The 26,147-nt window shown below is 65.2% G+C and carries 28 protein-coding genes; 21 read left to right on the top strand and 7 right to left on the bottom strand.

Features of this window, described 5'->3' with window-relative positions; all coding sequences use genetic code 11:
- Nucleotides 1–13: 13 nt before the first annotated feature.
- The 3 genes from DKG75_RS06335 to DKG75_RS06325 form a co-directional block, all read right to left on the bottom strand.
- Entirely contained in the window at nt 14–1,084 is a 1,071-nt protein-coding gene (locus tag DKG75_RS06335) for an extracellular solute-binding protein (RefSeq protein ID WP_109920260.1), read from the bottom strand.
- Nucleotides 1,085–1,219: 135 nt separating this feature from the next.
- Nucleotides 1,220–2,221, bottom strand: coding sequence for a GlxA family transcriptional regulator (locus DKG75_RS06330; protein ID WP_279573933.1), 1,002 nt, complete (start codon nt 2,219–2,221; stop codon nt 1,220–1,222).
- Nucleotides 2,222–2,307: 86 nt separating this feature from the next.
- Nucleotides 2,308–3,237: an aminotransferase class IV gene (locus DKG75_RS06325; RefSeq protein ID WP_166646475.1), complete on the bottom strand. Its 930-nt coding sequence runs from the start codon at nt 3,235–3,237 to the stop codon at nt 2,308–2,310.
- A 531-nt stretch (nt 3,238–3,768) separates the two neighbouring features.
- On the opposite strand from DKG75_RS06325, the gene DKG75_RS06320 reads away from it, so the two are divergent.
- Together DKG75_RS06320 and DKG75_RS06315 are read left to right on the top strand one after the other, a co-directional pair.
- Complete coding sequence (locus DKG75_RS06320) at nt 3,769–4,932, top strand: site-specific integrase (RefSeq protein ID WP_109920257.1); 1,164 nt, start codon at nt 3,769–3,771, stop codon at nt 4,930–4,932.
- Nucleotides 4,933–5,052: 120 nt separating this feature from the next.
- A complete protein-coding gene (locus tag DKG75_RS06315) occupies nt 5,053–5,280 on the top strand; it encodes a hypothetical protein (protein ID WP_208112059.1) in 228 nt (75 codons plus the stop codon).
- Between the two features lie 15 nt (nt 5,281–5,295).
- Here the strand turns inward: DKG75_RS06315 and DKG75_RS06310 are convergent.
- From DKG75_RS06310 to DKG75_RS06300, 3 genes are all read right to left on the bottom strand, one after another.
- Nucleotides 5,296–6,461 (bottom strand): IS3 family transposase gene (locus DKG75_RS06310; protein WP_109920256.1). Its coding sequence is split into 2 segments (ribosomal slippage): nt 5,296–6,209 and nt 6,209–6,461, totalling 1,167 coding nucleotides; the frame shifts between segments, so codons are not numbered across the junction.
- 268 nt (nt 6,462–6,729) lie between these two features.
- On the bottom strand, nt 6,730–8,184 hold the full coding sequence (locus DKG75_RS06305) for an argonaute/piwi family protein (RefSeq protein WP_109920255.1): 1,455 nt from the start codon (nt 8,182–8,184) through the stop codon (nt 6,730–6,732).
- A complete protein-coding gene (locus DKG75_RS06300; RefSeq protein WP_208112060.1) occupies nt 8,181–9,590 on the bottom strand; it encodes a DUF4365 domain-containing protein in 1,410 nt (469 codons plus the stop codon). The genes DKG75_RS06305 and DKG75_RS06300 overlap by 4 nt, the downstream gene beginning before the upstream one ends.
- A 265-nt stretch (nt 9,591–9,855) precedes the next feature.
- Here DKG75_RS06300 and DKG75_RS06295 point away from each other — a divergent pair, with 265 nt between their 5' ends.
- The 7 genes from DKG75_RS06295 to DKG75_RS06265 all read left to right on the top strand — a co-directional run bounded on the left by DKG75_RS06295 (nt 9,856) and on the right by DKG75_RS06265 (nt 17,976).
- Complete coding sequence (locus DKG75_RS06295) at nt 9,856–11,052, top strand: DUF932 domain-containing protein (protein WP_109920253.1); 1,197 nt, start codon at nt 9,856–9,858, stop codon at nt 11,050–11,052.
- 145 nt (nt 11,053–11,197) lie between these two features.
- Nucleotides 11,198–13,285, top strand: coding sequence for a ParB/RepB/Spo0J family partition protein (locus DKG75_RS06290; protein ID WP_109920252.1), 2,088 nt, complete (start codon nt 11,198–11,200; stop codon nt 13,283–13,285).
- 67 nt (nt 13,286–13,352) lie between these two features.
- On the top strand, nt 13,353–14,396 hold the full coding sequence (locus DKG75_RS06285; protein ID WP_425319009.1) for a DUF7146 domain-containing protein: 1,044 nt from the start codon (nt 13,353–13,355) through the stop codon (nt 14,394–14,396).
- A 308-nt stretch (nt 14,397–14,704) separates the two neighbouring features.
- Nucleotides 14,705–15,634, top strand: coding sequence for a DUF2493 domain-containing protein (locus tag DKG75_RS06280; protein ID WP_109920250.1), 930 nt, complete (start codon nt 14,705–14,707; stop codon nt 15,632–15,634).
- A gap of 179 nt (nt 15,635–15,813) precedes the next feature.
- The gene (locus tag DKG75_RS06275; protein ID WP_109920249.1) at nt 15,814–16,230 is read left to right on the top strand and encodes a hypothetical protein; all 417 of its coding nucleotides are present in this window, start codon (nt 15,814–15,816) and stop codon (nt 16,228–16,230) included.
- Nucleotides 16,231–16,867: 637 nt separating this feature from the next.
- Nucleotides 16,868–17,191: a DUF736 domain-containing protein gene (locus tag DKG75_RS06270; RefSeq protein ID WP_109920248.1), complete on the top strand. Its 324-nt coding sequence runs from the start codon at nt 16,868–16,870 to the stop codon at nt 17,189–17,191.
- 425 nt (nt 17,192–17,616) lie between these two features.
- Nucleotides 17,617–17,976, top strand: coding sequence for a hypothetical protein (locus DKG75_RS06265; RefSeq protein WP_109920247.1), 360 nt, complete (start codon nt 17,617–17,619; stop codon nt 17,974–17,976).
- Between the two features lie 237 nt (nt 17,977–18,213).
- On the opposite strand, the gene DKG75_RS06260 is transcribed toward DKG75_RS06265, so the two are convergent.
- On the bottom strand, nt 18,214–18,423 hold the full coding sequence (locus tag DKG75_RS06260; protein ID WP_109920246.1) for a helix-turn-helix domain-containing protein: 210 nt from the start codon (nt 18,421–18,423) through the stop codon (nt 18,214–18,216).
- A 182-nt stretch (nt 18,424–18,605) separates the two neighbouring features.
- Between DKG75_RS06260 and DKG75_RS06255 the strand changes: the two genes are divergently transcribed.
- The 12 genes from DKG75_RS06255 to DKG75_RS06200 all read left to right on the top strand — a co-directional run bounded on the left by DKG75_RS06255 (nt 18,606) and on the right by DKG75_RS06200 (nt 26,145).
- Nucleotides 18,606–18,878 (top strand): DUF2285 domain-containing protein, encoded by a 273-nt coding sequence (locus tag DKG75_RS06255; protein WP_109921040.1) that lies wholly within the window; start codon nt 18,606–18,608, stop codon nt 18,876–18,878.
- A gap of 106 nt (nt 18,879–18,984) precedes the next feature.
- Nucleotides 18,985–19,191, top strand: coding sequence for a transcriptional regulator domain-containing protein (locus DKG75_RS06250; protein WP_109920245.1), 207 nt, complete (start codon nt 18,985–18,987; stop codon nt 19,189–19,191).
- 112 nt (nt 19,192–19,303) lie between these two features.
- Nucleotides 19,304–19,735 carry a DUF2285 domain-containing protein gene (locus DKG75_RS06245; RefSeq protein ID WP_109920244.1) on the top strand — a complete coding sequence of 144 codons (432 nt, stop codon included), beginning with the start codon at nt 19,304–19,306 and terminating at the stop codon, nt 19,733–19,735.
- A gap of 124 nt (nt 19,736–19,859) precedes the next feature.
- The gene (locus DKG75_RS06240; protein WP_109920243.1) at nt 19,860–20,144 is read left to right on the top strand and encodes a helix-turn-helix transcriptional regulator; all 285 of its coding nucleotides are present in this window, start codon (nt 19,860–19,862) and stop codon (nt 20,142–20,144) included.
- A 15-nt stretch (nt 20,145–20,159) separates the two neighbouring features.
- Nucleotides 20,160–21,200 carry a replication initiator protein A gene (locus DKG75_RS06235; RefSeq protein ID WP_109920242.1) on the top strand — a complete coding sequence of 347 codons (1,041 nt, stop codon included), beginning with the start codon at nt 20,160–20,162 and terminating at the stop codon, nt 21,198–21,200.
- Nucleotides 21,197–21,835, top strand: coding sequence for a ParA family partition ATPase (parA, locus tag DKG75_RS06230; RefSeq protein WP_109920241.1), 639 nt, complete (start codon nt 21,197–21,199; stop codon nt 21,833–21,835). The genes DKG75_RS06235 and parA overlap by 4 nt, the downstream gene beginning before the upstream one ends.
- Nucleotides 21,832–22,071, top strand: coding sequence for a hypothetical protein (locus DKG75_RS06225; RefSeq protein ID WP_109920240.1), 240 nt, complete (start codon nt 21,832–21,834; stop codon nt 22,069–22,071). The genes parA and DKG75_RS06225 overlap by 4 nt, the downstream gene beginning before the upstream one ends.
- Entirely contained in the window at nt 22,068–22,553 is a 486-nt protein-coding gene (locus tag DKG75_RS06220; protein ID WP_208112061.1) for a DUF2840 domain-containing protein, read from the top strand. The genes DKG75_RS06225 and DKG75_RS06220 overlap by 4 nt, the downstream gene beginning before the upstream one ends.
- Nucleotides 22,550–23,143 (top strand): S26 family signal peptidase, encoded by a 594-nt coding sequence (locus tag DKG75_RS06215; RefSeq protein WP_109920239.1) that lies wholly within the window; start codon nt 22,550–22,552, stop codon nt 23,141–23,143. Before DKG75_RS06220 ends, DKG75_RS06215 begins: the two co-directional genes overlap by 4 nt.
- The gene (locus DKG75_RS06210) at nt 23,127–23,462 is read left to right on the top strand and encodes a DUF736 domain-containing protein (RefSeq protein ID WP_109920238.1); all 336 of its coding nucleotides are present in this window, start codon (nt 23,127–23,129) and stop codon (nt 23,460–23,462) included. Before DKG75_RS06215 ends, DKG75_RS06210 begins: the two co-directional genes overlap by 17 nt.
- Before the next feature lie 3 nt (nt 23,463–23,465).
- On the top strand, nt 23,466–24,179 hold the full coding sequence (locus DKG75_RS06205; protein ID WP_109920237.1) for a lytic transglycosylase domain-containing protein: 714 nt from the start codon (nt 23,466–23,468) through the stop codon (nt 24,177–24,179).
- Between the two features lie 232 nt (nt 24,180–24,411).
- Nucleotides 24,412–26,145, top strand: a complete 1,734-nt coding sequence (locus tag DKG75_RS06200; protein WP_109920236.1) for a relaxase/mobilization nuclease domain-containing protein — start codon at nt 24,412–24,414, stop codon at nt 26,143–26,145.
- The last annotated feature ends 2 nt before the right edge of the window (nt 26,146–26,147 follow it).

Below are 26,147 nucleotides of genomic sequence, written 5' to 3'. Positions count from 1 at the left end.
TGTCGCTGGCGCGTCAGGGTGCGGAGGCGGCCTTGGCCTGGTTGAAGACTTCGAGGTATTTGCCGCGACGGGCCACCGGCTGCCACCAGTCGACCTCGTTCAGGATCTTCGGATCGTTGGTCTTCAGCTTGGTCAGCAGGGCCTTGGTCGCGTCGTCGAGCAGGTCGAAGGCCTTTGCATTCGCATAGGCATAGCCCGTGACCTTGGAAGCGATGGCCTGGGATTCCGCCGAGGACATCCAATCCAGCCAGGCATAGGTACAGGGGTTCTCGCCGGCGCCCTTGACCACCATCCAGCTGTCGGACCAGCCGCCTCGCTGTTCCTTGGTGACCATTTCGGTCAGCTCGGGATGCCCGCCGGCCCAGATCGAGCTGAGCGCGAGTTCGGTCGTATTGCCGCCGACGATCCCGCCCGAGGCATATAGCTCGGCAAATTCGGCATCGCTGGCCCAGAACTTGACGATATTCGGCTTCAGGGCGATCAGGGCCTGCTTGGCCGCCTCCAGTTCCTCGTCCGTCATGTTGTAGACGTCCTTGACGCCCACATAGCGCGCCGCGAGATAGAGGCTTTCGAGATTGTCCCAGATGGCGAGCTTGCCCTTCAGGGCCGGATCCCACAGGGCCTTGATGCTGTCCGCCCCCGCGACCGCGCCCTCTTTCAAGGCGACGCGGATATAGCCGAAGCCATAGGGAAGACCGTAAAGCCGGTCGCCCTTGGTCAGCCAGGCCGGCTTCTGGAACGCCGGGTAGTAATCCTTGAGGTGGGGCAGCTTGGCGGTATCCAGCGCTTCCACCGCACCGGCATCGATCAGGACCATGGTCGCGTCGTTCGAGGGCGAGACCAGGTCGATGGTGGCGGAACCGGCGCTGATCGCTTTCGACACCATCTCGTCGTTCGAGCTGACATAGGTCGGGTTGACGACGCAGCCGGTCTTCTCCGTGAACGGCTTGACGAAGACGTCGTCCGCATAGCCTTCCCAGGTCAGGAGGTTGAGCTCACCCTCGGCCGTCGCCTCGGACAGCGGCAGGGCAACAGCCGCGGCAAGAGCGACGGTAAGGAGATTGAATCGAACAGGATTACGCATCGATACCCCCAATATTGCGCGCCGGCGGGACGCCGGCTGGTCTCTCTGGATCGGCCGGATTGCCGTTCGGGAACAGGCTCGTGAAGGAAAGCCTACACAGAGAAAGGGTCACGATATTTTGCAGTATACGAGGCGTTATTGATCAAATGCGACGTTCTTCGCTTTATCGCGCAGGGGGGTCAAGGGCGACAGGCTGTTGTGAAAACGCAAGCGGAACGTCCGGGCCGGCATCCCGGCGATCGCCCGGAAGGCCCGTGCGAACACGGCCCCGGACGAAAAGCCGCAGGCCAGCGCGACCTCCTGCACCGGCATCGCGCTGAACAGCAGAAGAGACTTCGCATGTTCAATTCTAAGGTGCATGTAATAGGATTGCGGCGTGCCCGCATGGTAGCGCCGCCACAGGTGTTGTAACTGCCTTAGTGACAGGCCCACCGTTGCCGCGATCTCGCTCAGCGGCAGCGGCATCTCGATATTCAATCGCATGAGCCGGATCGCCGCCTCGATGCGCTGGTCCTGGTGGTGGGCAGCCTCTTTATCGGCATTGCGCTGGGCGGCGCCGCCGCCGCGCCGGGCGGATGCCAGCAATTCCTCGGCCAGCATGGCGGCGAGCCGCTCGCCGCCCTTGTCCTCGATGATTTCGAGCATCATGTCGGCAATGGCCAGATGGCCGGCGCAGGTGACGAAGCGCCCGTCGCGGACGAAGATTTCCTCGACGAACTCCACATCCGGATTGGCTTCGCGCGCCGGCTCCAGCACGTCGAAGTGGCATGTCGCGCGGCGCCCCTGCAACAGGCCGGCTCGCGCCAGGACGATCGGCGCGTAATCGATCGCGACGATCGTCGCCTTGCGGCGCAGGGTCTGGCGCATGATGCGGACGAGATCCTCCTCGTCCGCTTTGGAAGGCTGGAGGTTGAGGACGACGAACAGGAGTTCAGTGTCGTAGTCGACGATCGGCACCGTCGGCTCAAGGCTGCGGCCGTTGGTCAGCTGCACCGCCTGGCCGTTCAGGGACGCGACCCGCACGGCGAATTGTTCGGTTCCCGAAAAGAGATTGGCCATGCGGAACATGTCGAGCACCAGCCCGACATCGAGATCCGTCGCCGGCGGAACCACGAGAAGACAGATACTGACGCTCACATCTGGCCTGAACAGACGGACGGTGGGGGAGCGAGACGATCCGATATTGCGCCCGGTCCCGCCGTTACGGCAAGACAAAGCCGCGCTCAGGCGTCGACCGGCTCGCTCCAGGGCGCGGTTTCGTGCCGTTGCCAATAAAGATCATGCAGCCTCATAGTCGTCGGGCCGGGCCGGCCGTCGCCGATGGCCCGGCCATCGAGCCGCACCAGGGGGACGACCCCTGCGGAGGTCGTCGTCAGGAAAATCTCGTCGGCGTCGCGGAGGGTGGCCGCGTCGAATTGCCGGGTCTGTGCCGCTATCCCCTCGGCCTCGCATATGTCGAGGATCGTCGCCCGGGTGATGCCTTCGAGAACGCCGGCCGCCGGGGTGACGACCTCGCCCCCCTTCACCATGAAGACGTTGAAGCCGGCGCCTTCCGTCACCTCGCCCTGCTGGCCGCACAGAATGGCGATATCGGCGCCGCGGTCCTGCGCTTCGAAGATGGACCGCACGAAGTCCAGCCAGTGGAAATTCTTGATGCGCGGGTCGACCGCCTGGGGCGGGATGCGCATGGTGGAACCGATCGTGCCCGTCACCCCTTCCCGGCGCTGCTCGGCCGAGGCCAGCCAGATAAAGGGCATGACGCAGACGATCAGGTTGTTCCGGCATTGGCGGATATCGCGGCTGCCCAGCGGCGGACGCCCGCGGGTGCAGATCATCATGATCCAGGCATCGTCGAGCGCGGTCATCCGCGCCGCCCGGAGCAGGAGCTCGCGCAGGCCCTGGTGGTCGAAGGGGATCTTGAACCGCAAGCCTTCGAGCGAGCGCATGAAACGCGCGACATGCCGATCCAGCTGGAAGACCCGCCGCCGGTAGATATGCGCCACGTCATAGGTCGCATCCGACCGGGTGAAGCCATGGTCGAAAATCGAAACCTTGGCCTCCGACAAAGGCACGAAGCCGCCGTCCAGCCAGGCAACGCCGCGCTCGAAAGGCTTTTCATCTGACCGGTCCGGCACCGGCCTCGAGGAATCCATCGGGAACACCCCTTCCAATAGTCCTGCCCCAATTCTAGGAGCAGAGGCTCGGGTGCCATTTATCGAAAAGCGTGCTTGTTCAACGCATTTCGATAAATAAGGGTTGTTCGCCGGTATCCGGTCCGATCTTCGATTGGCAGAACCTGGGTTGGCCGGGCGGCGGCACATATGACCGTCTCCGCGGCCGTGGCGCTTCCCCGTTGCGTCCCCTGGCCTGGCTGGACCGATTGGAATGACAACAAAAAGCCCGCCAAGCTGTTGCTTGTGCGGGCTGATATTGGTTGCGGGGGCCAGATTTGAACTGACGGCCTTCAGGTTATGAGATAGGTTCCACCCCTTTTTCCGTTCATACGCCACCCCCGCCGCGCCTCCTCCAGAGCCCGATAAGCCTTTGTCTTAGCTTGTCTTTTTAGACCTGAAGACTCACCCTTTTCCAAGACGGTCTTCGCTACGATTTCCATCCTGGTGCTTCCACTACGCTTCCACGGGATCGGGCCGAGATCGTCGTTCACCGGAAATGGGGAACGCGACATGTCCAAGGAAAAACTCACCAAGCGCGTCATCGATAAGCTCGAGGCACGAGACAAAGATTACATCATCTTCGATAGCGAACTGCCCGGCTTTGGCATACGCGTCATGCCGAGCGGCAAGTGCTTTTTCCTCATCCAATACCGTCGGCACGGCCGCACCCGACGGGTGATGATCGGTCAGTTCGGACCTGTGACCGCAGAGATCGCTCGCAGGGAAGCGATCCGGATGCTCGGTAATGTGCGAGGCAACGATGGCGATCCGGCCGCCGTCCGGGACAGAGAGCGCCAGTCCGCAACCGTCAAGGAACTCGGCGACCGGTTCTTGAAAGAGCATGTCGCCACCCGTTGCAAGCCGACGACCCAGGCGGAGTACAGGCGGGCCGTCGAACTCTTCATCAATCCCTTCTTCAGAAACCAGCGGGCCCGCACCGTCAGCTCGGCCGACGTGTCCGAGCTTCACGGTGCGCACGCCCATATCCCCTATCAAGCCAATCGCACCCTCGGCGTCCTGTCCAAGATGATGAACCTTGCGGAGACCTGGGGCATTCGCGACAAGCACACCAATCCCTGCGAAGACATCGCTCGCTACCCCGAACACAAGCGCGAGCGCTTCCTTTCAGCCAAGGAAATGAAGCGCCTGGGGGAGGTTCTGACCCAGTTCGAGGCCGATGGCTCGGAAAGCAGCTATGCCGTTGCCGCCTTCCGTCTCCTGCTGCTGACGGGATGCCGGCTGCGGGAGATCCAGACCTTGAAATGGGCATACGTCGACCTGGATGAGCATCAGATCGACCTGCCCGACAGCAAGACCGGCGCGAAAACCGTCCATCTCGGCGAGGCCGCCGTTGAACTGTTGAAGAAGTTACCCCAGGCCGATGGCAACCCCCACGTCATCGCCGGAAAGTTCAAGGACACCCACCTGACCGATCTGCAACGGCCCTGGCGCCGCATTCGCAAGGCGGCCGGCCTCGACAATGTTCGCATCCACGACCTGCGCCATACCTTCGCCTCTGGCGGCCTGCTGGTCGGCGAAAGCCTGCCGATGATCGGCAAACTCCTCGGTCATACTCAGGTCCAGACAACGGCGCGCTACGCTCACCTCGCGAACGATCCTGTCAAGGCGGCGGCCACCCGGATTTCCGAGCGATTGGCGGCGGCACTCGGATGACCTCCTTGGGTCTAACGATAAGGCGAACTGGAATGGCCTCATCACAGACCAGCTATCAAAGTTTCAGTTATTGCAGTTGCGATGGCGCTGGCTTACTTTGGCTGGTCAGGAGAATCCGTCATGACCAGCCAAGTCGTCAAATTCACCGGTCTTTCCGACCGCGACCGCAAGATAGTCGCGCCGCTGCCCAGGCTGGCGGAAGGCGACCGCATGGAATTGCATGTCCGCCGCGCGGACGGGCAAGACCATACCCTCACATTGCCCGTGGCAGCGATCAGTATCGTGAAGACGCTGATAGACCACTTGTTCAGCGGCGAACGTGTCGCGATCATCGCGGAAGATCAGTGACCTGACCCCCGTGCTTCATCCAGCTGGAAGCAGAGATCCGTGGTCAGAATTCCGCATGTTGGAGATTGAAGCAATGGGAGGGGCATGCCCCTCCCATTGCTTGTGCAGGCCGGCGGCATAGGCGGCTGGCGTCTCGTAGCCGAGCGAGGAATGCGGCCGCTCGGTGTTGTAATCCTCTATCCAGTCGGCGACGACCGCGCGGGCATGGCGCAGGCTGAAGAACAGGGTCTCGTTCAGAAGCTCGTCCCGCATGCGCCCATTGAAGCTCTCGACGAAGCCGTTCTGCATCGGCCGGCCTGGTGCGATGTAATGCCACTCGATGCCGAAGGCGCCGGCGAAGGCCAGTACCGCGTTCGAGGTCAGTTCGGTGCCGTTGTCGCTGACGATCATCCGCGGCTTGCCCCGCTCGGCGATCAGTTCGGTCAGCTCCCGCACGACGCGCCGACCGGACAAGGACGTGTCGACCACCGCCCGCAGGCATTCCCGCGTCACGTCGTCGACGATGTTCAGCACCCGGAAGCGACGGCCGTCGCCGAGCTGGTCGTGCACGAAGTCCAAGCTCCAGCGCTGGTTCGGCAGGGCCGGCAGCGCCAGGGGCGCCCTCGTGCCGACGGCCCGTCTCCGGCCCCGGCGGCGGCGCACCGACAATCCTTCCTCGCGGTAGAGCCGCTGCACCTTCTTCCGGTTCACGGCCAGCCCCTCCCGGCATAACAGGATATGCAGGCGCCGATAGCCGAAGCGCCGGCGCTCGAGGGCCAAGGCCCGCAACCGCTCCCGCAAGGGACCGTCGTCGCCCCGGCGCGAGCGGTAGCGGACGCTCGTCCGATCAGCCCCGATCACGCGGCACGCCCGCCGTTCGCTCATCCCCGGCATCCCCCGAAGATGCGCGACCGCTTCTCGCCTGCCGGCGGGCGTCACCATTTTTTTGACAGAAGTTCCTTCAGCCCGGCGTTGTCCAGCATGGCGTCCGCCAGCAGCCGCTTCAGCTTCGCGTTCTCCTCCTCCAGCGCCCGCAACCGCTTCGCCTCCGAGACCTCCAGCCCGCCGTACTTCGCCTTCCAGGCATAGAAGGTCGCGCTCGACAGCCCGTGGCGGCGGCAAAGCTCCGTCACCACGGCTCCCGCCTCCGCCTCCTTCAAGATCCCGATGATCTGCTCTTCGCTGAACTGCTTCCGCTTCATCTCAAAGCCCTTCCTTCTCGGTTGGACTCTACTCCAGCTTGGATGAGTTCGCGGGGGTCAGGTCACCCGGCGTCTGCGAGCAGACATTCCCTTCTGGCTACGATCGCACGATGGCATTGGCAAGAAAACGGTCTTACAGGCACAGATTGCGAAGAAGGGCGGATCCGAAAGCAGGTCGATGTCCTTGCCACTGCGCAGTTGCCCATCCGAATTGAGGCATTGCCCTCCCTTGCTGTAGTGACTGTCTCTATAACATGGAATCGCGAACTTAAATGTACCGCGCGTAATCTGAGCTAACTTTTGAGCTTGTTACGTACTTTAATACTTCACCCACGGCTCGTGCCGCCCTGATAGGGATCGGCAGCTTCTGGTTCATCTGGGTAGAGTTCCAGCTGATCTTTGTCAGTGCCAACACTTCCTTCGCAATCTGAGCGATGGTGCTGTCACTACCCGCATAAGGACACAACAGAAGCGGCTTAGGATCGTACTGGCCAGGATAAGTCCCGTAATATGGCATGCTACCGTTTGTGTAGAGCAACCCCTTACCATCAAGCTCAACAAAGGTGCCTCTCATCACCGGATAATTTCCGTCCCTGAGAACCTTCACAGACGACGTCTCCTGCACCCAAACGAGATCGCGTAGCTCTGCCCCAACTTCATTCAGCGCTTCAAAAATGCCGTCAGCCTCCTCTTCGCGAAATTGCGATGTCTTCAGCACAATCACGCGCGCAGGGTAGTTTTTGTGGTGATTTTTATAGGCTGCCAATGCTTCGATGATCAATTGATGCGCATCATCCTGTGTCATGTAGGGATGACGACCACGACTCTCAGTCTGGGCACGTTTTCCCTTCAGGATAAACCCGCGCCCCCTTTCATCAAACATCTGGGCAGCGCTAGTGAAGAGTTGCTGACCGCCTACTTCACGGTAAAAGCTGATGCCGATGTAGCAGGCCGTGAACTCGCCATCCTGCTGCATCTTCCGCCATGGAATGCGCCCCGTGCCTTTATAGTAGAGGGTCGTGAGCAGATTCCATGTGCGGCCCGCCTGTCCTTGGATCTTCCTCGCTCGGCTCTCCTTGATCTTACGCGGGATGCTGGCAGTTTCGTCGAACACGTCTTCCCACACTATCTGGATGGGAAAGCTTAGGTCCATGGCTTTGGCCTTAAGCATACCACGGAAATCGGGAGCGTCCGATCCGCCGCTGTCATCTTTTTCTATAGTAGCCTTGGCATCGACCTTCGCGTTCCACACGCGCTCAATCAAGCTAACGGGCAGCGCCACAATAGCAACGTGAGGCCGGTGGCTACTCTCATCCAACGTCCGAAGCTCCTGAACAATCTCATCCACGGCCATTTCTACGGCCTTGTTATGATGCGGCTCTTTCCTGATTTTGTCGATCTTCGCCTGGGTGATGGCAGCAATCGCGCCATCTGAAATCTCGAATTTGCAACGGAAAGGATTCTTGTTGCCGAGGCCAGGAAAGTCAGGGTGCAGATTGGGATGCTTCTCGCCCTTGCCCTGAAAACCTGTGACGGCCTCCTTGAAAAAAGCCTTAGCATCCTCAATCGTTTTCGAGCTGCCGACCACGGCGACCTTCACCACATCTCCTACGGGCGTTTGCAGCGGCCCCGCTTCAAACAAGCCCAATCGCGGATCGGGATGATGGTGCTTGTCGCCGAATTCAAGATGCGGCTCTTCGAATATCTTCGTTTCGAATTTCATCCGAACAGCCTCTCCTGTGCTTCATCGGGCTCGGGTCCAGTTTTCTTGGACGAGCCCCAAACGTCCTCTGGCACGCGCGTGGCGAGCGCGACGGTGGGCGGCTCACCAAATTTTAGGCGGGGCGCGGAAGAGACCTCCGCGAAGAGATTGTTCGCATCCCGCTCAGGCTGGGTGAGGAAGCGATGCCACATGACGACCTGCCCGCGTAGGGAGGCACTGTTATCAAGCCGCTTTTTGCCCGCTAGAAGTGCGCCCGGATATGAGTGCGGCACGAAGCCGTTGGTAGTAAAAAAATAAGTCGGGCTGATTACTAAATACCATTGATCGAATATTCGCTCGAACCGTGGCACAAATGCGTGATGCCGGACGAATTCCACGCGCGACTCGTCTAATTTATTAAAGGCGACGTTCACGACTTCGGTGGATGTCCTTTTCTTGGACGCCTCATATGCAAAGGTGCGGGAGGTATTTTCAGCGGCCGCACGGAAATAAAACAACCTCTTGTCCTTGTTCCAACCGAGATCTTTGCGAATCTGATAATCGAGTGCCTTCCTCAAGAGATAAGCGAAGTTGTTATGCTCATCTTGATCTTCGTGGAAAGCAAGGATCGCTGTGTCAATCGCCTCAACCTGGTCGAGATCCACGATGCGCTTGCATACGTTCTCCCGGGGATCGGCGAAAGACCAGAATGTGCCGCCCCGGATAACCCAGTCGAAACGCGCAGGCTCGTCTGCATCGAGCAAGATAGATGCCGCCTTCTTGAGCGTATACTGCGTTGACGCAACGAACATCTCAGTGGGCAGAGTTACGGGCAGGATATTAACCAGCGCCTCTTCACCACCACCCAGCGGCGGAACGTAATAACCGAAGCCGCTCTTAGGCACGGTCAGCGCGGCCAGCCGATCTACCGCGTTCCCGTCCAGAACGTCAGTTTGCTTGTTGAAGTGAAGTTTGCGATCCTCCCGCATAGGATCGACTGCTATTTCCTTCCAGAAATATGTCTCATCGGATTTACGATAAAGGACGAGAACGATCGGAAGATTTGCCCCCTGCCAATAAACCAGATCATCAGGGCGAATTAAATAATTGAAACCGGCGTCGCCCTCAGACGAATACCGAGACGACTCGGTGGCCTTGACCTGAACCGCGATCATCCGGGCGAGCGGCTTTCCCTTGTCCATCACCTCCGCGATGCCATCGATGCCCGCCTCCAGCCGGGAGCGTCCATCAAACTGAAAACCCATGTTGAGGAAGCGCAAACGGACCGCCGTTTCGCCGATCTCACCCAAAAGTTGGCTTGAAGTGATATTTTTGGACATTGGGGGAGTATAGAACAATACATGAACTTCGTTAAGGGCTTTTTGTGCCAATGCCCAACCGCCTTCTAACGAGCCCGGCGGAGGCATGCTAACTCCATGCTCGCCGCCTGAAAGCGTACTTTCCCAACAACAACTATAAGCCATAGTCAGAAGCAGGCCTAACCACAGTGGACATCACTTTTGGCCGTCCCAGCCCTGGGGCACATCTCATGGCCACAGGCATCTGCCAAGACATTCCGCCAGACGGTCGTCATCCTCTCCGAGCCTGAAAGAGTAAGAGCCAGGCTAGCCCGCCATGACGGGCTGAGTGCCGAGAGAGAGGCTCCCGGCGGCCCCGTCATGGAGAAGCCCCATGACCAACGTGGAAGTCCTGGATGCCGGCCGGTATGGCGCCGGCGGTTACAAGGTGGATGCGTCGCGCGGCCAGCGGATCGGCCGGGTGTCGTCGGAGTGGTTCTCGCGGCCCGACGACGAGCGGTTCCTGTCCCTGTCGGACCTGTTCGAGGCGGTGCAGACCCGTGCCGAGCGGAGCCGGACGCGCACGGTGGAGAGTGCTGACGTCCGCGTCGAAGCCAGCCGCGAAGACCCCGAACACCTGTCCCTGATCCTGCCGGGCAAGCCGGCGCCGGTCACGCCGACCCACTGGAGTTTCGGCCAGCTGGCGAGCCTAGTCGGGGCGCCGGCCGCCTATCTCCGGCAGCTGCCGGCGGCGCTCGCCGGGATCAACCTGCAATACGGCCTGAGCACGCATCGGGCGGAGCAGGTGAAGACCCTGGAGACCGACGACAGGCGCCTGGAGTTGCGCGCCGTGACCGGTCCCGACTATGGCCGCATCTACGACCACGAACTGGTTTCCGCCGTGCAGCGGATCGCCGGCAACGGCACGGGCGACACGCGGTGGAAGGTGCCGGGTGTCCTCGACTGGTCGACGGGGATCTACAACCCGCGCGTCGATGTGACCCGGGACACCACGACGCTCTATGCCTCGGATCGTGACGTGTTCCTGTTCCTGGTCGATGATCTCAACCCCATCGAGGCCGGCCGGCTGCCTGATGGATCGCCCGATCTGTATTTCCGGGGATTCTATACCTGGAACTCGGAAGTCGGCGCGAAGACCCTGGGCATGGCCAGCTTCTTCCTCCGCGCCGTGTGCCAGAACAGGAACATCTGGGGCGCGGAAGATTTCCAGGAGATCACGATCCGGCATTCGAAGTATGCCGCCTCGCGCTTCGCCCATGAGGCGGCACCGGCGCTCACACGCTTCGCGGACTCGAGCCCGGCGCCCTTCGTCAACGGCATCCGGGCGGCACGGGCGGCCATCGTCGCCCGCACCGACGAGGACCGCAGCGAGTTCCTGCGCAAGCGCGGCTTCGGCCGGACGGAGACGGCGAAGATCATCGAGACGGTGCTGGCCGAGGAAGGCCGCCCACCGGAGAGCGTCTTCGACTTCATCCAGGGAATCACGGCCGTCGCGCGCGACAAGCCCCATCAGGATACCCGCCTCGATCTCGAGGCACGGGCGAAGAAGCTGCTCGACAGCGTGATCTGAACCGGATCTCCGGTTTTCAGGAATTGCGTACATCCGGGTTTCCGGTTCCGCGGCCCGCCTCCAGAGGAAGAGGCGGGCCGCGGTCTTCGTGACGGGCTGAAGGTCGAGGGAGAGGCTCCCGGCCGCCCGTCGCGGAGACATCCCGATGAGCAATGCGACACGAAAAATCACCCTGAGCGCCTCGCGCGACATCCCCTTCAACAAGCTGGTGCTCAGCCAGTCGAACGTCCGCCGGGTGAAGGCCGGCGCCTCGATCGAGGACCTCGCGGAGGACATCGCCCGGCGCGGGCTGCTGCAGAGCCTGAACGTCCGGCCCCAGTTCGATGCCGAAGGCCGCGAGACCGGCACCTTCGAGGTGCCTGCCGGCGGCCGGCGCTTCCATTCCCTCGCCCTGCTGGTCAAGCAGAAGCGCCTGTCGAAGACGGCGCCGGTGCCCTGCATCGTGCAGGCCGGGGCCGATGCCATCCCGGCGGAGGAAGATTCGCTGGCCGAGAACGTCCAGCGCGCCCCGCTCCATCCCCTCGACCAGTTCCGCGCCTTCCAGGCCCTGCGCGAGAAGGGCCGGACGGAAGAGGAGATCGCCGCCGCCTTCTTCGTCTCGGCGGCGGTCGTGCGGCAGCGCCTGCGCCTCGCCTCGGTCTCGCCCGCCCTGCTCGACGTCTATGCCGAGGACGGCATGAGCCTCGACCAGCTGATGGCTTTCACCATCTCCTCGGACCACGCGCGACAGGAACAGGTCTGGGAAGCCCTCCAGCGCTCCTGGTCGAAAGAGCCCTATCAGATCCGGCGCCTGCTGACCGAAAAGGCTGTGCGGGCTTCCGACCGCAGGGCCCGCTTCGTCGGGATCGACGCCTATGAGCAGGCCGGCGGCATCGTGCTGCGCGACCTGTTCCAGGGCGACGACGGCGGCTGGCTCCAAGATGTCGCCCTGCTGGAACGCCTGGTCGCCGAGAAGCTGAAGGCGGAGGCCGATGCCGTCGCCGCCGAGGGCTGGAAATGGATCGAGGCCGCGGCCGAGTTTTCCTATGGCCACACGCGGGGCCTGCACCAGCTCCAGGGTGAGGCCGCCGTCCTGACCGAGGAGGAACGGCAGGCGAAGGAGGCCGCCCTCGCCGAATACGACCAATTGACCGCGAACTACGACGACACAGAGGAACTCCCCGACGGGGCGGACCAGCGCTTCGCCGAACTGGAGGAAGCGCTCGAAGCCTTTGACCATCGGCCGGCGATCTTCCCGCCCGAGGGGATCATCCGCGCCGGGGTCTTCATCAGCATCGGCAGCGACGGCAGCCTGAACGTCGACCGCGGCTATATCCGCCCTGAGGACGAGGCACCGCTCGAGCCCGAGACCCCGATGGCGGAAGACGGCAAGCAGGCGCCGGAAGATATCCGGCAGCCCTCCAGCATCACCGTTGCCGGCGCCCCCGCCGATCCGGATGAGGAAGAGGAAGATGTCCTCAGTCCCCTGCCCGACCGGCTCGTCGTCGAACTGACCGCGCATCGCACCCTGGCCTTGCAGGATGCCGTGGCGAACAGCCCGCATGCGGCGCTGACGGCGCTTCTGCACAAGCTGGCTATCGACGGCTTCGGCTATGGGGGCCATACCGCCTGCCTGGAAGCCTCGGTCCGCGAGGTCTACCTGCCGGTGCAGTCCGCCGACCTGAAGGACGGCAATGCCGCCAGGGCGATCGACGAACGCCACGAAGCCTGGAAGGCGGACCTGCCGATCGACAACGACCAGGCCCTGTGGGACCGGCTGGACACGCTCGACGACGCCAGCCGGCTCGCCCTGCTGGCCCATTGCCTCTCTCGGGGCGTGAATGCACTCTACGCCAAGGCCGATCGCTACGGCGGCTCCGTCACCGCGCAAGGGGTCGCCCGCCGTCTCGCCCAGGCCGACCGGCTGGCGCGGGCGGTCGGGCTCGACATGGCGGAGGCCGGCTGGGTGCCGACGGTGGACAACTACCTGGGCAGGGTCTCGAAGCGCCGCATTCTCGACGCGGTTCGCGAAGCCAAGGGCCAGCAGTCCGCCCAGTTGATCGGCCACCTGAAGAAGGCCGACATGGCGCGCGAAGCGGAACGCCTGCTGGCCGGTACGGGCTGGCTGCCGGAACCGCTGCGGACATCTGGTTCCAATGCTGTCGTGGAAACGGCGCGCAGTGGCGATGAAACGGTCATGGCCGCTGCCGGCGCTCCGGCCGACGATGAGACCTTGGCGGTTGCCGCGGAATAACCGGCACCAGGCATGAGACGGGGGCCCGCCGGCAACGGCGGGTCCTTTCTTCGTCGGGAGCATGACGATGCAAAACGCCAAGGAACTGGCCCGACAGCTCGCCCGCGACGCCGAGGCCGTCTGCCGGCACTACCTCTCCGCCGGCCGGCGCGAAGGCCGCTACTGGCTGGTCGGCGATGCCCGCAACACACCCGGCCGCTCGCTCTTCGTCCGCCTGACCGGGCCGGCCAGCGGCAAGGGTGCGATCGGCAGATGGCTGGATGCCGCCAGCGGCGAGCACGGCGACCTGCTCGACATCATCCGGGAAGCCTCCGGTCTCGGGACTTTCCGAGACGTCGCCGAGGAAGCGCGACGATTCCTCGGAAGTCCCCACTCACCGGTATATCCACCGGCGCCGGGGCCTTACCGGCCCGCCAACGCACCTCGCCGGCTGTTCGCCATGGCAAAGCCGATTGCGGGCACAATCGTGGAAACGTATCTCCGCAAACGCGGGATCACGGCTCTGCACGAAACCACCGCGCTCCGCTACCACCCGTCATGTTACTACCAGGCGGACGGAACCTCGCTGCGCCAGGCTGACCCCGCCATGATCGCCGCCGTCACCGATCTCGACGGCAGGATCACCGGCATTCACCGCACCTGGCTCGATGCCGCAGGCGACGGCAAGGCCGCGATCACGACACCGCGAAGGGCCATGGGCCATCTGCTCGGCAACGGTGTGCGCTTTGGCACGGCACAAGACGTCATGGCTGCAGGCGAAGGCATCGAGACGGTTCTCTCCCTCCGCATTGCCCTGCCAATGATGCCGATGGCCGCTGCCCTCTCGGCCGCACATCTCGCGGCTCTGATCCTGCCGCCGACCCTTGAACGGCTCTATGTCGTCCACGACAACGATCCTGCCGGCTTCAAAGCTCGAGACCATCTGGTCGCCCTGGCACATGCTGCGGGAATCGAGGCGCTTCCCCTCACACCGGACCTCGGGGATTTCAACGAGGATCTCTGTACCAACGGCACCGACGGACTCCGTTCAGTCCTCCGGCCCCAGCTCGCACCGGAAGATGTTCTCCGCTTCCTCATCCATCAACAGGCCATGCGACTGAAGCTGCGATAAAGCACGTCCCGTTCCCGGCATCGGATCATCCGTGCTTCCGCCATCGGCAGAGGGCCGCGCCCCGGCCTTCTTCAGAGGCGATCGGGACGGCAAACGGTCCGGCACCGCAATGGCGGGGGGCGGCTATTTTCCGTCGGCGGGTGCCCCGCCTTTACATCGCCAGGCAAAATAGCCGCCTCCTTCGCCATCCTCCGCTGCGCTCCGGCCGCCGGGCTTCGCCCCTGCGGTGCAGTCCCGGCCCGCCCGCCGTCCTCCGTCGCCATGAAGGCCGCGACGGGCGCGGCCGAGCGATAGCAAGGAAGCGCACAATGACGATCCATGACGACACCGGTTACGAAGCGCACGACGCCTCGCCGACCGCCCACCTGCTGACCGAACTCCAGCTCTACGGCCACCGCCCCTTCGAGGACGAACCCGACCCGAGGCCCCTGCCCGAAGCCCGCATCGTCACCGGCGCCGTCGCCGACATCTTCGACGCTCTCGTCACCAGCCTGCGCGACACCCGCCTCGAAGCCGATCTCGACGACCTGCTTTGGGCCACCGTGAACCTGTTCCACCGCGCGATCGATCGCATCGAACGCGATCTCGACGCCAACGAGCAGGAGCAGCGCCGCAGCCAGCGGGAACAGGATGGTTCCGAAGTCCGATCGGTCGAACTCGAGCGCCTGACCGCCGAAGGCATCACGCTGATCGAACGGCGGAACGGCATGGAATTCTTCCGCGACCAGGCCGCCGACCACTTCGAACGCCACACCGGCTCGATCTGGCGCCCCCGCTCCGGCTCCAAGGTCAACCGCACCATGCTGACCGCCAGCATGATCGACAGCCGGGATTTCCTCTCCGCCAAACACAAGGCCGACACCACGGTCCTCCTGCCGAACGGGCCGAAGATCGCCGTCACCGGCGGGCTCGACTACAACGACTACCACACGATCTGGGAGCGCCTCGACAAGGTCCACGCCCGCCACCCCGACATGGTCCTCCTGCACGGTGGCTCGCCCAAGGGGGCGGAGCACATCGCCGCCCGCTGGGCCGACACCCGCAAGGTCACGCAGATCGCCTTTCGGCCCGACTGGACCAAGCATGCGAAGGCCGCCCCGTTCAAGCGGAACGACGCCATGCTGGCCGAACTGCCGATCGGGGTCCTGGTCTTCCCCGGCACCGGCATCCAGGACAATCTCGCCGACAAGGCCCGGATGGCCGGCATCCCGGTCTGGCGCATCCCGAAGGGCGCGTGAGCGCCGCCTTTCCGTAAAGCCGATTTGCCGTGAAGCCGGGAATACTGTTTCACGGCAATGCTGATCGTCACATCGACGACCGGACGTTCCGGTCTTGTCCAGGCCATGCTATTCTTCAACCTGCGCCTTGGAGGTGGTGGCTGGCGCAACCGTTCGCCCTTTGCACGGAGGCCACCGCCATGATTGCGCTCGGCATCGTCGGCTCGCTCGCCGGCTCCCTGTTCCTCTGCTGGCTGCTGTTCAGCCTAGCCCGCTTTGCACTCCCCCTGTTCGCCGGCATGACTGTCGGCCTCTGGGCCTTCGACCAGGGCACCGGCATCGTCCCGGCTTTCCTGCTCGGCAGCATCACCGGCGGCATCACACTCGCCGCCGGGCAATGGCTTGTCGCCACCGTTCGCCCGAACTGGCTCCAGATCACCGTCGCTCTGATGTTTGCTGTGCCGGCAGCCATCGCCGGCTACAGCACCGTCTACGGTCTCTCCGTGTTGATCGTGCCGTCAGAGGGCTGGCAGCTCGCCTGTTCGATCATGGGTGCCGCGGTCACCGGCAGCGGCGCCTGGATGCAGATGGCTGGCCAAGGCCAGCCTGGCAAGTGACGCTCATGGTAAGACCCCCGCCCGGCCCAGCCGGACGGAGCACCCCTGACGGCCCCACCGCTGCCGGCCATGCCCACGGAAGGCCCGAGAAAGGCAACCTTCCTCGTCCTCGTCGTCGAACAGGTCGGTGCGTCACCCGTTGCGGCTCATCGCCCCATTCAGCGGCACGCAGACACCCCACGCTGCCAACCATTCGCCAACGCCCCGATCCCGGCCCGGCCGACCAGGACACGGTAGATGGCGAGGCCGAAGTCCCTCTCTCATCCCGGCACCACGCGATATGGCCAAGACCGAGATGAGAAACCCACCGGCGCCTTGCCTCGATCCCGATGTTCCCAGATGGCCCTATGAGCCCTCCCTGGCCTTCGGAGGTCCCGTCACCCGCCCCCACGGCCTCTCGAGGGCTTGATCTGGCCGAAGGCCGGCTTCGCCTCGATCGCCTGTGCCGCAACGTCGCCTGGCCACTTTCTTCCCCTGCAGGCAAGCCCGCATTCCTCGCGAGGCAAGAAAGCGTCCCGCCGCCGCCCTCCTCTTCGTTCCGGCCCGCAAGCGGGTGCGGCGTCGATCGCCTTCGGCCTGCCGATCGCCATCGAGGCCGCGATGGTCGCGGGCTCGAGACAGACCAAGGAGAACTCACATGGCCACCATCGGTACCTTCAAGAAGTCCGGCAACGAATACACCGGCGAGATCGTCACCCTCTCCGTCCAGGCCAGGAACGTCCGCATCGTGCCCGAGAACAAGGGCAACGGCGACAACGCCCCCAGCCACCGCATCCTGGTCGGCCGGGCCGAGATCGGGGCCGCCTGGACCAAGAAGTCCAACGAGGGGCGCAGCTACCTCGGCCTGAAGCTGGACGACCCGAGCTTCACCGCCCCGATCTACGCCAACCTGTTCGACGACGAGGACGGGGAAGGCTACTCGCTCATCTGGTCGCGCGGCCGCAAGGCCAACGGCGACTGAGCTGCCGGGAGCACACCGCCCGGCCCCGGCCGGGCGGGGATCTCTGCCACGAGGATCCGAGCAAGCGTGAACCCACCTCGCTGCCGGCGACGGCAGTTGCTGACGGCATCGACAGGACCTCCAGCCGGATCGACCGGCCGGATGTCCTCATGATAAGGGGGCAAGCCTCCCCTCTCAAACTCTCCCGTGACGGACGCGGCCCCTGGTCGGGGCCGCGGGCTCTCTTCTCTCTCTGACGGCCCATCATGGCACCGCCTCTCCGGCGTCAAGGACGAGCGGCCCCTCCAATTTACAGGCGCCGCCCTGAAGGACGACACCTGTAAATCGGTTCCTCCGCTCGCCGCGCAGCGGCGGCTTGCGCCGTCCCTGACCCCTCGATGCGCCGGTGCGGGTTCCTTCCGTCAGAGAGCGAAAGGAAACATCTCATGATTCAGCACAAGATCACGCCCATCGACGGCGGCAGCACCGAATACTGGAAGCAGCGGGAAGAAGGCTTCCGCCTCATCCGCTCAGCCGAACTTGCTGCCGAAAGGCTGAAGACGGCACCGATGTATCTTCACGGCGGCTACGACGAGGATGGCGACGTCATCGCGCTCGAAAACCTCGGGCCGCATGACGACATGGAAGAGACGATCCGCGCACTCGAGGCGAACGAGGCCGCCGTGAGCATCCTCGCCGCGCAACGCCGTCTCGAGATCGGAGGACGGCACCTGATGGCGGTGATCCAGGCGGTCTACGGGAACGACGACCTCGATCCGGAGTCCAGCGGTCCGGATACCGACTGAGAGGCAGGTCAGAGGCGGCGGATGCCGCCTCTGACCTTCGCCTCGATCGGAAGCGGCGCCGGCCGGATCGACCGGCCGCCTCCGCTGACGAAAGAGGGCAAGCCCCCTCTCGCCGCTCACCCCATGAGGGAGGGGCTCGCCCCTCCCTCAAACGCCCTCCCATGGGGAAAGAGGGACGGTTCCCTCCACCTCTTTCCCCAAACCCCTATCTCCTCTCCCGGAACTGTCCGTTGACCCTCATGGCCGGCGAAGCAGATCCGCGGCCTCAAGGCCGAGGACCTTGGCCAGGCGGTCGACGACGTCGATGCCGGCGGCATAGACACGGCGCTCCAGCGAACTGACATAGGTCCGGTCGATTCCGGCGCGATGGGCAAGCTCTTCCTGCGACAGGCCTTGTGCCTTCCGATGCCGCTTCAGATTCTGCGCCAGGATCTCTCGTATCTCCATGTCCCAGAGGACACGAGCTTGTCGAGTATTCCGCCACGGAGTATTCTCTACAAATCGGCACCCGACCGAATCCGGCGCGAATGCCCTCATCTTCGACGACATCTCTCGCCGAAGCAGGATCAATCGGCCTTGAGACGAGCGTCAAACTGGCTAACGTGACCGCCATCGTCATGGGGGCAAGCATGACGCAAGCATTCCAGGATCACGCACCGGATCAGCCGGCGCTCACGGACTACGACCGGCAGCAGACCGGGCGCTATTTCCGGCTGCTCGATGCCGCTGCGGAAGGCGCCGACTGGCGCGAGGCCGTGTCGCTGGTCTTCGGCATCGACGCAGGTATCGAACCGAAACGGGCGCGCCTCGTCTACGACAGCCACCTCGCCCGTGCCCGCTGGCTCGCCGGGCAGGGCTATAGAGACGTTATGATCCCGGGTGCAAATACCCCCGGACAGTGACCGAATTTCGGCATCACCCGTTGCCGTTGCGAGGACTTCCCCCGCCACGCCTTTTCTGAAAACTCGTTTTCCGAGCATTGACCATGCTGAAAACAGGAGGGCGTTGATGAACACACCCCCATCCCTGTGGAGGGATCCCCAGGCCTACGATTACCTCGACAATCTCGCCGCCCCGGATCTCGCCTGGGAATTCCTGCGCCGCAATTCCGACTACCGGCGTGACTACGCCGCCCTGATGGCCGGCCCTGACGATCCTGCAGCAAGGGCCGCCTTCCGTGCCCGCTGGGGCCTCCTGTTTCCCTGTCGATCCTGACCTCCCCGCCGATCAGGCCCGCGTCTTCTGGGCGCCCGAGATCGACCCTGGCCTTGTCCTGCTCGTGCCGGCGCCGCTGTTCCCCCAAGCGGGAGAAGCGGCGCCACTGCCCGTGATCGAGATCGTCGCCGCTGGCCTCGACGGTGACCAGCCGGGCATCGTCGCCGGGAGCGACCTCCGCGTCCTGATATCGGGCGGTCCGGCGCCGGGCCGGATGCTCGCTGCGCTTGTCATTCTCGACCGGCACGGCGCGGGTCGGCTGGATGCCGTGGCGCGCCTGATCCGGGCATCGGGCACCGTGCCGCCCGACACTCGACTCACGCCGCAGCGCCGCTGCCGCCTGCGGCAGGTCCTGCGCGCCCTCGACGGTCACTGCACCGGCGCGGCCTATCGGGCGATCGCCGAGGCGCTCTTCGGCCTTCGCCGCATCGCCGCCTTTCCTTGGAAGACCTGCCCGCTTCGCGACACCACGATCCGTCTCGTCCGGGACGGTCTCGCCCTGCTGCGCGGCGGCTACCGCCGCCTGCTCCGCCGACGCCGATAGGGCGGGGGTGGCGATAATCCGTCCGTCGCCTTCACCATCCCTCCGCGCTGTCCTTCTCCGCCAGCCTCCTCCCTGACCGCCGTCCCTCACCGATCCGGACGGCCTCACCCACGGAGGTTCGATCGTGTCCGCCAATCCCGCCGGCCTGCCGCCGCGCTTCCTGCGCACCCCCGAAGCCGCCCGCTTCCTGAGCCTGTCCGGCCGCACCCTCGAGAAGCACCGGACCTATGGCACCGGCCCCGCCTATCGCAAGCTCGGCGGCCGCGTCGTCTACGCCCTCGAAGACCTGCAAGCCTGGGCCGACCGCGGTGCCAAGACCTCCACCTCGGATCCCGGCCGGGGCACCGTGCTGCCGGCCAAGCGCCAGAAGCCGGACCTCATTCCCTATGCCGGCAAGCCCCGGCGCTGAGAGCGGGATCCCACGATGTCCCATCGCCATCCCCGCCGGTCGGAGCGCGAACAGCTCGAACTGTTCCGCGCCCTGCCCGGCGACCTCGCCCCGCGCGATGCCCAGGATCTGATGGCCTATCCCTTCTTCAGCCTGGCCAAGACACCCCGCACCACGCCCATCGACTTCCGCTCGGGCGATGTCACCATCCGGGTCGAGGCCGTCGCCGAACACGGCATGGCCACGATCTGGGATGCCGACGTGCTGATCTGGGCCGCCAGCCAGATCGTCGAGGCGCGCGATGCGGGCCTCCGCACCTCGCGCCTGATGGCGGCCAGTCCCTATGAGATCCTGACCTTCATCGGCCGGGGCACCTCGCTGCGGGACTATCAGCGTCTCCGCGCCGCCTTCGACCGCCTGCAATCGACCAGTATCGCCACCTCGCTGCGCCAAGCCAGCGAGCGGCGCCTGCATCGCTTCTCCTGGATCAACGAATGGGTCGAGCGGGCGGACGGCCACGGCCGTCCTGCCGGCATCGAACTGATCGTGCCCGACTGGTTCTACCGGGCCGTCCTGGGCGATGCCCTGGTGCTGACCATCGACCGGGCCTACTTCCGATTAACCGGCGGACTGGACCGCTGGCTCTACCGCCTGGTGCGCAAGCACGGCGGCCGCCAGCCCCATGGCTGGCGCCTCGACTTCCGCCATCTGCACCAGAAGTCCGGCTGTCTCTCGCCCTTCAAGCGCTTCGCGTTCGAACTGCGCGACATCATCCGCCGCCAGCCCCTGCCCGGTTACAGGCTCTCGGCGCAGGCCGATGCGAGCGGCCGCCTGCTGCTCGCCTTCGAACCGGAACCCTGTGGATATCCTGTGGAACCCCTCGTGCTATCGGGAACCCCGGCTATCGTGCTATCGGGAACCCGGGACTCGTGCTATCAGGAACCCAAACCACCCGTAACCTATTGCGCCGGAACGAAAAAACGCTCCCTTAACTTAGACTCTAACGTAGAATCTAACATTGATGATGTTGGTCCGGTGCAAAGCCGGGACAACATCGGCCAGGGACGGGCGCCATGATCGTCGCCCTCCTGAACCAGAAGGGCGGCACCGGCAAGACCACCCTCGCCCTGCATCTCGCGGGACAATGGGCCCGGGAAGGAAGGAGGGTCCTGCTGGTCGATGCGGACCCGCAGGGTTCCGCGCTCGACTGGGCCGCCCAGCGCGCCCGGAGCGGGTCCGGGCGCCTGTTCGGGACGGTGGGCCTGCCGCGCGAGACGCTGCACCGGGAAGTGCCGAGCCTGGCCGGCGATGTCGATCACCTGATCATCGACGGGCCGCCTCGGGTCGCCGCGCTGATGCGCTCCGCCCTGCTGGCGGCCGAGGTCGTGCTGATCCCCGTCCAGCCCTCGCCTTTCGACGGCTGGGCCTCGGCCGAAATGCTGCGCCTCCTCGACGAGGCGGGCCTCTTCAAGCCGGGCCTCACCGCGCGCTTCGTGCTCAACCGCTGCGCCGCGCGCACGGTGATCGCCCGGGAGACCGCCGCCACGCTGGCAGATCACGATCCCCCGGTGCTGGCGGCCACCGTCGGGCAGCGCATCGTCTTCGCCGATGCCGCCCGGACGGGCCGTCTTGCCGCGGAGATCAATGCGGACAGTATCGCGGCGGACGAGATCGCTGCCCTTGCCGCCGAGGTCGGGAGGCTCGCGCCATGACGGGCAAGCGCGTCTTCGCCGCGCGGCCCGGCGACGCCGAGCGCTGGGTGAAAACGCCCGAGCCGAAAGGCCGGGCTGACGCCCGGGCCTTCACGGCACGCCTGACCATCGACGTCACGCCGGCGCTGCGCGGCCGGATCAAGATCGCGGCCTTCGCACGCGGCCTGACCGTCGCCGACATGCTGCGCGACCTGCTGGAGCGTCACTTCCCGGAAGCCGATGGAGGACAGCCATGATGTCCGCCACCGATCCCTTCGCCGGGCTGACGACAGTCGAACTGACCTGGCGCGAGAAGCAATGCGAATACTGGCTGCGCTTCGGCGACTACATCGCCGAGCGCATGCCCGACAGCCACCGCCGCGTCGTCGGCTTCGCGCCGGACGCCGTCTTCGCCTTCGTCCGCTGGACTGCCGGCGATGATGGTGCCGTGTTCTCCCGGCTCGACATCCTGCGCGCCCTACCGGCCGGTGCTCCGCACCAGAGCCTGCCTTTCGTCCGCCCCGGTGCGGAGATCCTGCTAACCGCCGAGGGCTGGCCGAAGGTCGAGCAGGTGTTCCGCCTGATCGATGCGATCGGGGCGCAGGGCGTTCCGCCCGCTGCCGTCGCACCGGACCATTGGCGTCACATGCACCATCGGCTGCTCGCCGGTGGCGAGCCGCGCCCCTACACGCTGCTTCGTCATCGCGCCTGGCTGAAACGCCGGAGCATCCTGCCATGACCCGCGCCGGCATCCTCGTGACGGCGGGCCTTGCGGCCGCCGCCCTCGTCGCCCCGGCGCTCCGTCCGGTGACGCCCCGACTACTCTGGAATGCCTCGGCCAGCACGCCTATCGGGCTCTATCTGATCCTTCCGGGTGCCTTGCCGGCCATCGGCGACGTCGTCGCCGTGGCCCCGCCGGACGCGCTGGCGCGCTTCCTGGCGGACGGCGGCTACCTGCCAGATGGCGTGCCCCTGCTGAAGCATGTCGCGGCCCTCACTGGGCAGACAGTGTGCCGGGTCGATGCCGCCGTCACGATCGACAGCGCACCAGTCGCCAGCGCACTAGCGCACGACCGGCGCGGCCGCGTCCTGCCGGTCTGGCAGGGCTGCCGCCGACTCGACGCCGACGAGATCTTCCTGCTGAACCCCGAGATCCGCGACAGCCTGGACGGCCGCTACTTCGGCCCCTTGCCGCTGTCCGCCGTGATCGGCGTCGCCGTCCCGCTCTGGATCGAGCCGCCCGACAGCGAGCCGAAGGCCTCGCCGCAGCGGGCCGAACCTCCCCTCCCAAGCCCAGCAACAGGAGCATCCCATGCCGCAGATCGGTGAGTTCACCCGCACGGAGACCGGCTTCACCGGCCGCATCCGCAGCCTCGCCTTCGACATCGACGTCGTTCTCGTGCCCGTCGAACATGCGGAGGCCGGAGCTTCGCCGGCCTTCCGCATTCACCTCGACCATGCCGATGGGCCGGAGATCGGCGCCGCCTGGAAGCGCACCGGCGAGCGGGCCGGCGACTTCCTCGCCTTGCAGATCGACGATCCCGTCTTCGTGCAGCCGATCCGCGCCAATCTGTTCCAGGCCGGTGCCGATGGCACGGCTTGGTCGCTGCACTGGAGCCGCCCGTCGAGGCACGCCGACAAGGCCTGAACGATGCTGCCGCTTCGCCGCCGGGCATCGAAGCTCGCGGGCTTCGCCCTGCTCCTTCTCCTTCCCGGCATCGCCTCGCTGCCGCCGAAAGTCCTCGCGGCAACAGCGGAGAGCCCCACCGACGACAGCGGGATCGACCGGCACATTGCAGCGGCCTCGCTGGCCTTCGGCCTGCCCGAGGCCTGGATCCGCGCCGTCATCCGGGCGGAGAGCGGCGGCGATCCACGCGCCGTCTCCGTCGCCGGTGCCATGGGCCTGATGCAGGTGATGCCGGAGACGTGGGCGGATCTTCGCGCCCGCTACGCCTTGGGCGCGGATCCGTTCGAGCCGGGCGACAACGTCATGGCGGGCACGGCTTACTTGCGCGAGATGTACGATCGCTTCGGCGCCTTCGGCTTCCTCGCGGCCTATCATACCGGCCCCGGCCGCTACGCGGACCATCTGTCGACCGGCCGCGCCCTGCCCTCCGAAACCGTCGCCTATGTCGCCGCCCTGCAGCCGGCGATCGACGGCACGGCTGCGATCCCGGCTGCCGGCGGGCTACGCCCGGCCGGTCACGCCTGGACCTCGGCACCGCTCTTCATCACCACAGCCGGCGTGCCGTCCACCGACGATCGGCTGGCGCCGCGTCGGCAAGCCGATGGCAGCGCGACGGCGACTGTCGTCAGCCTCGCGCCGGCCTCATCGGGCCTCTTCATTCCGAGGGCACGCCCATGAAATGCTCTATTGCCGATCGTAATTCTGAACATCACAGCGTGATCCGAGGGGAGAACCGGCACGCGATAGCACTAAGGCAGGATAAAGGAATGCGAGGTGTGGCGGATGGGGATGCAGCAAGTTCAAGGACTTACACCCACGATCCGCGATGTGTGCCGTTCCACCGCACCTCACTGCCGGCCTTCAAACCGAGGCGATCCGCGCTTCTCGCGCGAGGTGCAGGAAGTCGGCGATGACGGATGACGACTTCCGCATCCGACCGGGACGCATCCGATCGCCCCAGGCCCAGCGCGTCCGGCCCTTCGTCGCCCAGGCGCTGGCCGCCACACGGAAGGCCGGCGGCACTGTCTCCCGGGCCGGCAAGATCTCAAAGGGAAACCGCTCCCACTTCGGTCGGGGCAAGCGAGCCACCGTCATCGCCAACCGGCTGATCACCGGCCGGACACGCGGCGCCGTGATCAAGGCCCGTGTCGTCCGCGCCGGCCTGCGGGGCGCCTCGCTCGCGCCCCATATCGCCTACCTGCGGCGGGACGGCGTCACCCGCGACGGTGAGAAGGCCAGGCTGTTCGGCCCTGCCACCGATGAGGCCGACGGCAAGGCTTTCGCCGAGCGCTGCAAGGACGATCGCCATCACTTCCGCTTCATCGTCTCACCCGACGATTCCCCCGAGATGGCGGACCTGCGCGGCTTCGCCCGCGACCTGATGGCCCAGGCCGAACAGGATCTCGGCACCAAGCTCGACTGGGTCGCCGTCGATCACTGGAACACGGGCCACCCCCATCTCCACATCCTGGTGCGCGGCGTGCGCGACGACGGCGAGAACCTCGTCATCGCCCGGGACTACATCAAGCAGGGCCTCCGCGATCGGGCCCGCGACCTGATCACGCGGGAACTGGGGCCCCGCACCGACCACGAGATCCGCCGTGCGCTGGAACAGCAGGTGGAGAGCGAACGCTGGACCGCGCTCGACCGGCAACTGCGCCATGATGGCGGCCTCGGGCTCATCGACCTCGCCCCGCGCGCCGGCGAGCAGCCCGACGCCTTCCATGTCCTGAAGGTGGGCCGGCTCCGGAAGCTCGAAGCCCTCGGCCTCGCCCGGGAATTCGGCCCCGGCCAATGGGTGATGGCGGAAGAAGCCGAGGCCACACTGCGGAAACTCGGCGAACGCGGCGACGTCATCAAGCGCATTCACCGCGGCCTCGCCGAACAGGGGATCGAACGCGCCGCCTCCAGCTATGTCCTCGCCGGCGAACAGCAAGACGCCCCGATCATCGGCCGCCTCGTCGAGCGGGGCCTGGACGACGAATTGAAGGGCACGGCCTTCGCCATCGTCGACGGCACCGACGGTCGCACCCATCACCTCCGCCTGCCCGACCTCGATGCCGCGGGCGACAGTGCGCCGGGCTCGATCGTCGAGCTGCGAAGGTTCACCGACAAAGGGGGCCGGCACCACATGATGCTGGCGACCCATTCGGACTATTCGCTGGAACAGCAGGTCACCGCGGCCGGCGCCACCTGGCTCGACCGTCAGGCCGTCTCGCGCGATCCCTTGCCCCTGGCCGAAACCGGCTTCGGCGCGGAGGTGCGCGAAGCCCTGGCGCGGCGAACCAATCATCTCACCGAGCAAGGCCTCGCCCGCCGAACAGACCAGCGTGTCATCTATGCCCGCAACCTGCTCGATACGCTTCGGCGCCGGGAGGTCGACGCGCTCGGCGAGACCCTGGCCAAGGAGACCGGCCTTGCCTTCGAGCAACCGGAACCCAGCAGTCCCATCTCGGGCCTCTATCGTCGGCGCTTCGCGCTCGCCTCCGGCAGCTTCGCCATGATCGACGACGGCCTCGGGTTCAAGCTCGTGCCCTGGTCACCAGCCATCGAGAAGCGCCTCGGTCAGCAGGTGAGCGGCATCGGCCGGCCTGACGGCGGCATCGACTGGAACTCAGGACGGAAGAAGGGTCTCGGCTTGTAAGG

Origin of the sequence: Zavarzinia compransoris, from assembly GCF_003173055.1 — a bacterium.
GTDB classification, from domain to species: domain Bacteria; phylum Pseudomonadota; class Alphaproteobacteria; order Zavarziniales; family Zavarziniaceae; genus Zavarzinia; species Zavarzinia compransoris.
The sequence above is the reverse complement of the archived record's forward strand: the minus strand, read 5'-3'. Positions and strand labels throughout refer to the sequence as shown.

Coding starts and splice junctions, on each gene's coding strand:
- DKG75_RS06335 (WP_109920260.1), bottom strand. CDS start 1,084: ATGCGTAATCCTGTTCGATTCAATCTCCTTACCGTCGCTCTTGCCGCG.
- DKG75_RS06325 (WP_166646475.1), bottom strand. CDS start 3,237: ATGGATTCCTCGAGGCCGGTGCCGGACCGGTCAGATGAAAAGCCTTTC.
- DKG75_RS06320 (WP_109920257.1), top strand. CDS start 3,769: ATGTCCAAGGAAAAACTCACCAAGCGCGTCATCGATAAGCTCGAGGCA.
- DKG75_RS06315 (WP_208112059.1), top strand. CDS start 5,053: ATGACCAGCCAAGTCGTCAAATTCACCGGTCTTTCCGACCGCGACCGC.
- DKG75_RS06305 (WP_109920255.1), bottom strand. CDS start 8,184: ATGAAATTCGAAACGAAGATATTCGAAGAGCCGCATCTTGAATTCGGC.
- DKG75_RS06300 (WP_208112060.1), bottom strand. CDS start 9,590: ATGCCTCCGCCGGGCTCGTTAGAAGGCGGTTGGGCATTGGCACAAAAA.
- DKG75_RS06295 (WP_109920253.1), top strand. CDS start 9,856: ATGACCAACGTGGAAGTCCTGGATGCCGGCCGGTATGGCGCCGGCGGT.
- DKG75_RS06290 (WP_109920252.1), top strand. CDS start 11,198: ATGAGCAATGCGACACGAAAAATCACCCTGAGCGCCTCGCGCGACATC.
- DKG75_RS06285 (WP_425319009.1), top strand. CDS start 13,353: ATGCAAAACGCCAAGGAACTGGCCCGACAGCTCGCCCGCGACGCCGAG.
- DKG75_RS06280 (WP_109920250.1), top strand. CDS start 14,705: ATGACGATCCATGACGACACCGGTTACGAAGCGCACGACGCCTCGCCG.
- DKG75_RS06275 (WP_109920249.1), top strand. CDS start 15,814: ATGATTGCGCTCGGCATCGTCGGCTCGCTCGCCGGCTCCCTGTTCCTC.
- DKG75_RS06270 (WP_109920248.1), top strand. CDS start 16,868: ATGGCCACCATCGGTACCTTCAAGAAGTCCGGCAACGAATACACCGGC.
- DKG75_RS06265 (WP_109920247.1), top strand. CDS start 17,617: ATGATTCAGCACAAGATCACGCCCATCGACGGCGGCAGCACCGAATAC.
- DKG75_RS06260 (WP_109920246.1), bottom strand. CDS start 18,423: ATGGAGATACGAGAGATCCTGGCGCAGAATCTGAAGCGGCATCGGAAG.
- DKG75_RS06255 (WP_109921040.1), top strand. CDS start 18,606: ATGACGCAAGCATTCCAGGATCACGCACCGGATCAGCCGGCGCTCACG.
- DKG75_RS06250 (WP_109920245.1), top strand. CDS start 18,985: ATGAACACACCCCCATCCCTGTGGAGGGATCCCCAGGCCTACGATTAC.
- DKG75_RS06235 (WP_109920242.1), top strand. CDS start 20,160: ATGTCCCATCGCCATCCCCGCCGGTCGGAGCGCGAACAGCTCGAACTG.
- parA (WP_109920241.1), top strand. CDS start 21,197: ATGATCGTCGCCCTCCTGAACCAGAAGGGCGGCACCGGCAAGACCACC.
- DKG75_RS06225 (WP_109920240.1), top strand. CDS start 21,832: ATGACGGGCAAGCGCGTCTTCGCCGCGCGGCCCGGCGACGCCGAGCGC.
- DKG75_RS06220 (WP_208112061.1), top strand. CDS start 22,068: ATGATGTCCGCCACCGATCCCTTCGCCGGGCTGACGACAGTCGAACTG.
- DKG75_RS06215 (WP_109920239.1), top strand. CDS start 22,550: ATGACCCGCGCCGGCATCCTCGTGACGGCGGGCCTTGCGGCCGCCGCC.
- DKG75_RS06210 (WP_109920238.1), top strand. CDS start 23,127: ATGCCGCAGATCGGTGAGTTCACCCGCACGGAGACCGGCTTCACCGGC.
- DKG75_RS06205 (WP_109920237.1), top strand. CDS start 23,466: ATGCTGCCGCTTCGCCGCCGGGCATCGAAGCTCGCGGGCTTCGCCCTG.
- DKG75_RS06200 (WP_109920236.1), top strand. CDS start 24,412: ATGACGGATGACGACTTCCGCATCCGACCGGGACGCATCCGATCGCCC.